This is a genomic window from Xanthomonas campestris pv. asclepiadis, assembly GCF_020784175.1.
GTDB lineage: Bacteria > Pseudomonadota > Gammaproteobacteria > Xanthomonadales > Xanthomonadaceae > Xanthomonas > Xanthomonas campestris_D.
In genome coordinates this window covers 37,250-45,924 of record NZ_JAJGQM010000039.1, presented here as the reverse complement: position 1 = coordinate 45,924, position 8,675 = coordinate 37,250, and the positions used below count along the sequence as shown (strand labels likewise).

The following is an 8,675-nucleotide window of genomic DNA, read 5'->3' as shown; positions in this document are numbered from 1 at the left end:
CCGGCTTCCAGAACGGTCAGAACCCCCTCCAACAACACAGTTGCTACAGGGACGTACTTGCGGCGTGTCCTGCGATGTTGGGCGGGCAAGGGCCCTGCAGCCAAGCCGCAGCACCAATGCTCTACGACTGCCTTGCCGCACCGTTTCACCACTTCTGAGAGTGGCAAACGCGCAGCCAGCACGCTTAGACTCCGCGTTTGCACGCGCCAAGGCCGCTGGTGATCGATCTCAATGACATTGCGCTGTACGTGCAGGTGGTGCGCAGCGGCAGTTTTGCCGAGACCGCGCGCCGCCTGGGCACCGCGCCCAACAGTGTCAGCCGGCGCGTGCAGCAGCTGGAAGCGGAGCTGGACACGCGCCTGATGCAACGCTCCACCCGCAAGCTCACCCTGACCGATGCCGGGCAGGCCTTTTACGAACGTTGCGCCGACGCGGTGGACGGGCTGACCTCCGCCGGGCAGAGCCTGGTGGCAGGTGGCGAGGAAGCGGCCGGCCTGGTGCGGGTGGCGGCGCCAGCGGATTTCCTGGATTTTTTCCGGGTCGAATGGGTGGGCGAATTTCTTGCCGCGCATCCGCGCGTGCGCCTGGAATTCGTGCTCAGCGACGCCAAGGCCGACCTGATCGCCGAGCGCATCGATGTGGCCTTCCGGGGCGGTGTGGTGACGGACCTGGGCTATGTCGGCCGCCAGATCCTGGCCGACACCAACGATGTGCTGGTGGCCAGCCCCGGCTACCTGCAGGCACGCGGCAGGCCGCTGCGGCTGGATGAATTGCCACGGCACGACTGCCTCAGTTTCCCGCATCCGAGCGGGTACGCCACCTGGACGCTGGTCGGCCCGTCCGGGCTTGCCGAAGACGTCCAGGTGCAGGCGCGCATGGCCGCCACCACCGCGCGCGCGCTGCGGCTTGCGGCGGTGGCCGGGCTCGGCATCGCGTTGTTGCCGCAGGCGCTCACCTGGCCCGATATCGACGAAGGTCGCCTGACCGTGGTGTTGCCGGATTTTCAACGCAAGGGCCAGAGCCTGTACGCGCTGTATCCAAGCCGGCACCATCTGCCGCGTGCGGTGTCGGCGTTTATCCAGGCCGTGACGACGCGATTGAATGCGCCTGAATGCAAAGAGGTGGCAGGCCTGGCAAGCAGCACCGCGCTGCCCGGCGTGCAGTGATTGCCGTGATGCTGAGCAGGCGGTTGCAACGTCCGCATTGATGCAGCATCAGCGCCGGGCACGCGCGCGCAGCGTGGCGCCGACATCCTTTGACGCGCTGTTGGTCCCTGCCACGTGGGCAACGCACGACATCGAACGGCACGCTGTCCGCTCGATGCAGTGTCGGCACGTTTGAAAGATCGGCACCGGTCAACTGGTGGCATCGCCGGCGCAGGCGATGCCACCGGACAGGCGTCACGCGCCATATCACTCAGGCAGCAAGCCCATCGATCTGCTGCTGGGCGCTGGCAATCCCCGCCTGGCGGGCGTCTGCGCCGGTGGCCAGGCCTTCGGCCACGATGACCTCGGGAGCGTGCACGCCGACAAAGCCCAGCGCGGTGCGCATGTAGCTCTCTGCATGCTCCAGCGACGCCATCGGCGAGCCGGCGCCATAGAAGCCGCCACGCGCCACCAGCAGAATCACCCGCTTGTTGCCGGCCAGCCCTTCGGGCACGCCTTGCGCGTTGTAGCGGAATGTCTTGCCGGCCACCAGCACCCGATCGATCCAGGCCTTGAGCTGGGTCGGGATGGTGAAGTTGTACAGCGCCACGCCGATCACCACGGTGTCGGCGTCCAGGAACTCCTGCAGCACCGTCGCACTGGTGGCCAGTTCGGCGGCCAGTGCCGGGCTCTGGTCGCCAGTGGGATTCTGCTGGGCGGCCAGATGCGCGCCGGACAGATGCGCCAGCGGCTCGGCGGCCAGATCGCGGTAGGTCACCGCGATATCGCTGTTGCCGGACTGCAATTTTGCAACGGTGGCCGCCGAGAGCTGACGGCTGACCGAGTAAGCGCCGAGGATGCTGGAATCGAGATGGAGCAGTTTCATGTCAGTACCTTTGGAAGCGTGTGGGATATGAGGGTTCGGCGACGCGTGGCGCAAGCGCGCATGCATCGACGTGGTGGAAGTCGTGGTTGAGATGAGTTGCCGATAAGGCGGCCTGTTTGGGGGGCGCACTGGCCTCGAAAGCGTCGGCGGCGCACTAGTGTGCCGGGCAATCCGCGTGCTGTGCGCCGGCCACGCGGCAGCCATGCCTCGGCTGCCGGTGGCGCCGGACTCAGGCCAGGCGGCCGCGTGCGCGCAGCTGCTCGCCGATGCGGCGGATCTCCGCCTCGCCCTGGGCCAGTGCGGCCTTGCTGGTGTGCACCGAGTAATGGCCCATCACCAGCTCGTGCGGATGCTTGACCGCCGAGCCCAGCACGAAGGAGGTCGCACCGACCGCCACCACCTCGATGGCCTGCTCGGCGTCCTTGAACACCGCCATCTGGCCGCTGCCGATGGTCTCGGCCGCTTCCAGCTGGCCGCCGTGCACCGCGATCCAGGCCACCGTGTGACCGGCCGGCGGCACATAGCGCCAAGTCTCGCCGTCCTGCAGCTGCACGCCCAGGTAGGTCATGTCGGCCGGTGCCGGGATCCTGCTTTCCAGCGCGCCGTAGCGCCCCAGCAACACCCGCACCGGGCCGGCCACCGGCACGTCGTCAGGCGACAGATACAGGCTCTGCGGCGCAGCGTTTTCTTCCGCCGCCGGCAATGCGACCCACAGCTGGAAGCCCTTGGCCGTGGCCTGGCCCACCAGCCCGCCGTCATGCCAGACGCCGTTGCCGGCCCGCATCCACTCCACCCCGCCGCCCGGCAGGATGCCCTGTTCGCCGGTGGAATCCTCGTAGCCCATCTGGCCACTCATCAGGTAGGTGAGCGTGGCGATGCCCGAGTGCGGATGCATGCCCATGGGCGTGCCGCCCACGGACGGGTCGACGGTGAACATGTCCAGAAACACGAACGGCTTGAGCAACTGGCCCAGGTCGCCCGGGCTCATCAGCCGGGTGATCGGACCGCGGGTGGTGCCGCGGGTGCGGAACACCACCGGGCGCGGCGCGGCCTGCATGCTGGTGGCGCGCTGCGGCTGAGCGGTGTCGACGGTGGCCAGTTGTGCGTTCATGACAGATCCCCTTGCGGTGGCGGTGGGGCGCGCTGCCCCGGTGAGGCAAAGAGTAGAGATGCGCCCATTGATGGACTAGCCGGAAGATTTGGAGTGGAGTCGTCCATAAATCGAAGTAATCGCAAGGCGCCGGATCATCTTGGTCATGCGATATGGGCTCAGCCCAGCGTCCGGACAGCCGCAGGACATGGCGCGCCTGGCACGCGGCGCATGCGGCGGGTGGTCTTCATGCCACGCCAACAACGGGTTCTTCACGCTTGCGGCATTCTTCCGCTGGAGACCCCCGATGATCCGCACCCTCGCCCCGCTCGCCGCCGTGTTGTTGCTCTCGGCCTGTGCCTCCAACCAGGTCGCGCAGGTGCAGCCCATCGACGGGGCCATCTCCGGCCAGTGCCATATCGACAAGGTGCGCGGCGCGGTGGGCCTGGCCGCTGCGGCGCAGACCATTGAACGTGCGCGCGTGGACAGCGACAGCCTGCAGGTCAGCTTGCGCCGCGGCGAGCGCGCCACCGGCGGCACCACTGCCAGCGGCCTGGCCGACCCGGCCCAGGGCGCCAGCGAAAGCGGTGGCGATCACCTCACCGTCGAGACCGGCCCGAACAACAACATCACCGCGATCTACTGCGGCTGAAGGTCGTCGTCGGCATCGGCGCATCCGCATCGCCGTGCGTAGCCCGGCGACGCACAGCGGGCACGTGCGGTGTGGGGAGCGATCGCAGCGTCCAGTGCGGCGTGCGGCGATGGACCACTGGCTGCGGCTCCCCACGCTGGATACGGCACGGGTAGCTGGTTGCCTTGCCCTGCATAACACCAGCTGCGCTAAGCGCCACACGCACACTGCAACGTATCCGCGCGCAGCGTTGGAAGCAGCTCAGCCGCGGCCCTGCGGATTCACCGCATCCGCCACGGCGTCCGCATCGGCATGCGTGCCAAATCCACCGCGCCAGCGACGCTGCAACGACGCCTGGAAGGCATGGATGCAACTGAACACCGCCGGGACCACGACCAGGCACAACACCGTCGAACTGATCAACCCGCCGATCACCGCAATGGCCATGGGCTGGCGGAAACTGGCATCGGCGCCGAAGCCCAGGGCGATCGGCAACATGCCGGCGATCATCGCCACGGTGGTCATCACGATCGGGCGGACGCGCTTGCGGCAGGCATCGATCAAGGCCGCATCCACGTCGGCCACGCCATCGCGTAGCGCGATCACCGCGTAGTCCACCAGCAGGATCGAGTTCTTGGTGACGATGCCCATCAGCATCACCAGGCCGATCATCGAGGGCACATCCAACTCGCTGCCGAACAGCAACAGCGCAATGAAGGCGCCGCCGAGCGACAACGGAATCGCCGAGAGGATGGTCAACGGCTGGAAAAAATCGTTGAACAGCAGGATCAGCACGCACAGCATGCAGGCGATCGCGATCACGATCGCCTGCACCAGGCCGGAGGACAGTTCCGCCGCCACTTCCGCATCGCCGGACTGGATCAGCGACACGTTCGCCGGCAGGTGCACGATGGCCGCGCGCGAGTTGGCCAACGCCAGCGCCTGGCTCAACGGCATCTCGCCAAGATCGGCGCTCACCGTGACATAGCGCTGCCGGTCGTAGCGGTTGATTTCGCTCGGGCCGCTTTCCATCGTCAACACCGCGACGCTGGATAACGGTACCAGGCCGTCGCGCGATAGCACACGCAGATTGGACAGCGCAGCCAGATCGGCGCGGACGCGTTCGGGGACCTGCACGCGAATATTGATCTGCCGGTTGTCCAGCGTGAGTTTGGCCAGCTGTGGTTCGAAATCGCCGCTGGTGGCGGTGCGCAAGGTCTGGCTGATCTGCGCGCTGCTCACGCCGTAGCGCGCGGTCTGGCTGTCGATCGGCCGCGCCACGATTTCCGGCCGCTCCAGGCTTGCGGTGGTACGCACCCCGGACAGGCCCGCTGCGCGCAACTGGCCTGCGAATGCAGTAGCGGTGGCGTTGAGCGCGGTTTCCGAATCGCTGGTCAGGATCATCGACAGGTGCTCGCCGGACCCGCCGCCGCCCACCGTGAAGCGCGCACCGGTGACGTTGACCAGCACCCGCCGCACCGCGCGCTCGATCTCCGCCTGCGGCCTGCGCGTGTCGCGTTCGGACAGCACCAGCGTCATCTCGGCCTTGCGCACTTCCGGCACCTGCGCATCGCGGCCGCCGCCACTGCCGCCGATGCTGGTGAACACCGTGCCGACGCCGGCGACATGCGCGACCGCGGCACGCACACGCTCGGTGATCCGCCGGGTCTGGTCGATGTCGCTCTCCGGCCCGAGTTCCACCTTGACGGTGATGGTGCCGCGGTCGCTCGGCGGCACCAGGCCCTTGGCCAGCAGTGGCAGCAATGCCAGCGAGCACAGCAGGAACACGCCGGCCGCCCCAAGCGTGGCCGCGCGATGGCGCAGGCTCCAGTGCACCAGCCGCAGGTAGCCGGCGGTCAGTGCGCCGGTGGCCGGTTGCGGGTCGGCGGTGTGCCGGGAGGTCAGGAATCTGGCCGCCATGATCGGGGTGATCAGCCGCGCCACCAGCAACGAGGCCACCACCGCGATCACCGCGGTCCAGCCGAACTGCTTGAAGAACAGGCCGGGGATGCCGCCCATCAGCGTGGTCGGCACGAACACCACCACCAGGGTCGCGGTGGTGGCCATGACCACCAGGGCGATCTCGTTGACCGCATCGGCGGTGGCCTGGAAGGCGGTCTTGCCCATGCGTCGATGGCGCTCGATGTTCTCGATCTCGACGATGGCATCGTCGACCAGGATGCCCACCACCACCGCCAAGGCCAGCAGCGTGAGCGTGTTGAGCGAGTAGTCCAGCCACCACATCACCGCGAACGCCGGCAGGATCGACAGCGGCAGCGCCGAGGCGGCAATCAGCGTGGCGCGCCAGTCGCGCAGGAACAGCCACACCACCAGCACCGCCAGCAGCGCGCCCTCGTAGAGCATCGACATCGAGCCTTCGAACTGCTCCAGCGTGTAGGCCACCGTCCCGGAAACCGCCGTGATGCGCAGATGCGGGTCGCGCTGCTGCAGGTGCTGCAGCGCCTGCGCCACACCTGTGGCGATCCGGGTCTCGTCGAAGCCCTTGGTGCGGTAGATGCTGACCCCGATCACCGTCACACCGTCGAGCAATGCTTGTTGGCGGCGCTCGGCGTAGCTGTCGCGCACCGTGGCGATCTGGTCCAGGCGCACGTTGTCGCCATTGCCCAGCGCAACCGACAGACCGGGCAGCGCCGCGGCCTGCCGCACGCCGGCCAGGGTGCGCACCGACTGCTCGGCACCGCTCACCTGCGTGCGCCCGCCCGAGGAATCCTGCTGCATCTGTTGCAGCGCGCGCGACACATCGGAAGTAGTGACCCCGCGTGCGGTCATCTGCACCGGATCCACCTCGACCCGGATCTCGCGCTCCACCCCGCCCAGGCGCTGCACGCGGCCGACGCCGGGCACCTTGGCCAGCGCCTTGTTGAGGGTGTCGTCGACATACCAGGACAGCTGGGTTTCATCCAGCGTGGTCGAGGTCACCGCGTAGGTGAGGATCGGCGTGCTGTTTTCGGTGACTGCGCTGATGGCTGGCTGCAGCAGTTCCGGCGGCAGCGTCGAGCGCACCCGATCCACCGCATCCTTGGTTTCGATCAAGGCATCGGAGAGCGATTTTTCCAGCCGGAACTCGGCCACGATCCGCACCTGTCCATCGCTGACGGTGGTGCGCAGATGGCGCAGGCCGCTGACCGTTGCGATCGAATCCTCGACCTTGCGCGCGACTTCGGTTTCCAGCTGCGCCGGAGCCGCGCCCGGCTGCGTCAGCGCGACGGTGACGGTGGGCAGGTCCAGATCCGGCAGTGCCTGGATGGACAGCTGCCTGAACCCGTAGATCCCCGCCAGCGACAACAGCAGGAACGCCAGCAGCGCCGGGATCGGGTTGCGCAGCGACCAGGTGGCGAAATTCATCGCCGCCCACGCGGGAGCAGCTGCATCCCGACCAAGCCACGGGTGGAGGTGGAGGTGACCAGCACCGTATCGCCGTCGGCCAGCAGCCCGGCGCCTTGCGCCACGATGCGCGTGCCCGCCGCCAGCGGTGCGAGGAGCTCGACATCGGCACCGAGCCGGCGCCCCACCACGACCTGTTGCGCGCGCACCCTGGCCTGGCCGCCGCTGCCGACCAGGCAGAACACGGTGCTGCGACCGTCGCGCACCACCACGCTCGACGCCGGCACCACCAACGCGCGGCTGGCCGGCAGTTCCAGCGCACCATCGACATACATTCCGCCGCGCAACAGGCTGCCGTGCGCGATATCCGCGTAGACCAGACCGAGCCGCGAGCGCGCATCCAGCAGCGGCGCGATCTGGCGCACCCGGGCCATGGCAACGCTGCCGTCGGGCAGGCGGAGCCCGACCTGCTGGCCCACCGCGATCCGCGCGATCTGTTCGGGGCTGAATTCACCGCGCCACTCCAGCCGGCCCTGGCGCACCAGCCGGAACAGCTCCTGGCCGCTGGTGGCCACCGCGCCCAGCGTCGCCGCCTGCGCGCTGATGAGTCCATCGTCCGGGGCCAGGATCTGGGCCTGCTGCAGCTGCAACCGGTTGGCATCCAGCTGCGCGCGTGCCACCGCGATCTGCGCCTTGGCGGTCACCGCTTCGGTCACATAGCGCTGCACTTCCTGATCGCTGATGGCGCCGGCGGTCTGCAGGCGCAGCGCGCGCCCGCGGTTGCTGTCGGCCTGGCTGGCGGCCGCCTGTGCCTTGGCCAGGCCGGCGCTCAGTTCGGCCCTGGCCGCCAGCAGGGTGGCGGTGTCGAAGCGGGCCAGCAGCTGGCCGCGTCTGACTACATCGCCCACCGCCACGTCCAGGCTGGACAGACGCAAGCCGTTGCTCTGCGAGCTGATGATCGCCTCCTGCCAGGGCGCGACCAACCCGCTCGCCTGCAGGGTGCTCGGCCATTCCACCGCGCGCGGCGTCACCGCAGTGACCGACAGGGCACTGATCGCCAGCGCGTCGCGCTCCGGCTGGGCACGCGCGGACCACCACCACCCCGCGCCGGCGATGGCGACAACGGCCAGCACGCAAGCTGCCAGCACTGAAGCCAGTCGCCGGCGCGGCGTGCCCTTCGCTGCACCGGCAGCGCCGGGCGTGGTGGATGTCGTGGTTGTCGAGGGAGTGATCATCGCGGTGTGCGGCAGTGGCCTGGAAGAAGGGATGGCAAGCGAGTGGACGCGGCGCCGGACGGTGCGAAGGCACACCGCAATGGGTCATGGGTGGTAAGCGACAGCGTGGGCGCTGACGTCGGCGCCACGCATCGCTGATCCGCACCACCGCGACAAATGCACTTCACTGCCCGGCGCGATCGCACACGTGCCAGCCGCGACGCAATGACGCTGCACGCTGCGCCTGGCGACAACGGCCACCTTGTGCAACGCGTGTCCGGCAGTGGTACAAGAACACTCGGCACTCGATCAACGGCGGGTGTCGCCGAGTGCCATCGTTGCAAGTGGCTGTTAAGGAATTTTT

General features: G+C 68.3%; 6 protein-coding genes. 2 read left to right on the top strand and 4 right to left on the bottom strand.

Translation table 11 applies throughout. The annotated features are described in order from the left end of the window. Positions 1-218: 218 nt before the first annotated feature. Positions 219-1,166, top strand: coding sequence for a LysR family transcriptional regulator (locus LL972_RS16270; RefSeq protein WP_228328473.1), 948 nt, complete (start codon positions 219-221; stop codon positions 1,164-1,166). 250 nt (positions 1,167-1,416) lie between these two features. Here the strand turns inward: LL972_RS16270 and LL972_RS16265 are convergent, their stop codons facing one another. Beyond that, on the bottom strand, positions 1,417-2,031 hold the full coding sequence (locus tag LL972_RS16265; RefSeq protein ID WP_228328472.1) for an FMN-dependent NADH-azoreductase: 615 nt from the start codon (positions 2,029-2,031) through the stop codon (positions 1,417-1,419). A gap of 229 nt (positions 2,032-2,260) precedes the next feature. Then, complete coding sequence (locus LL972_RS16260; RefSeq protein WP_228328471.1) at positions 2,261-3,142, bottom strand: pirin family protein; 882 nt, start codon at positions 3,140-3,142, stop codon at positions 2,261-2,263. Positions 3,143-3,428: 286 nt separating this feature from the next. On the opposite strand from LL972_RS16260, the gene LL972_RS16255 reads away from it, so the two are divergent. Continuing rightward, positions 3,429-3,773: a hypothetical protein gene (locus tag LL972_RS16255; protein ID WP_228328470.1), complete on the top strand. Its 345-nt coding sequence runs from the start codon at positions 3,429-3,431 to the stop codon at positions 3,771-3,773. A 240-nt stretch (positions 3,774-4,013) separates the two neighbouring features. Here the strand turns inward: LL972_RS16255 and LL972_RS16250 are convergent, their stop codons facing one another. Together LL972_RS16250 and LL972_RS16245 are read right to left on the bottom strand one after the other, a co-directional pair. Beyond that, a complete protein-coding gene (locus LL972_RS16250; protein WP_228328469.1) occupies positions 4,014-7,118 on the bottom strand; it encodes an efflux RND transporter permease subunit in 3,105 nt (1,034 codons plus the stop codon). Continuing rightward, positions 7,115-8,332, bottom strand: a complete 1,218-nt coding sequence (locus tag LL972_RS16245; RefSeq protein ID WP_228328468.1) for an efflux RND transporter periplasmic adaptor subunit — start codon at positions 8,330-8,332, stop codon at positions 7,115-7,117. The genes LL972_RS16250 and LL972_RS16245 overlap by 4 nt, the downstream gene beginning before the upstream one ends. Positions 8,333-8,675: the final 343 nt, after the last annotated feature.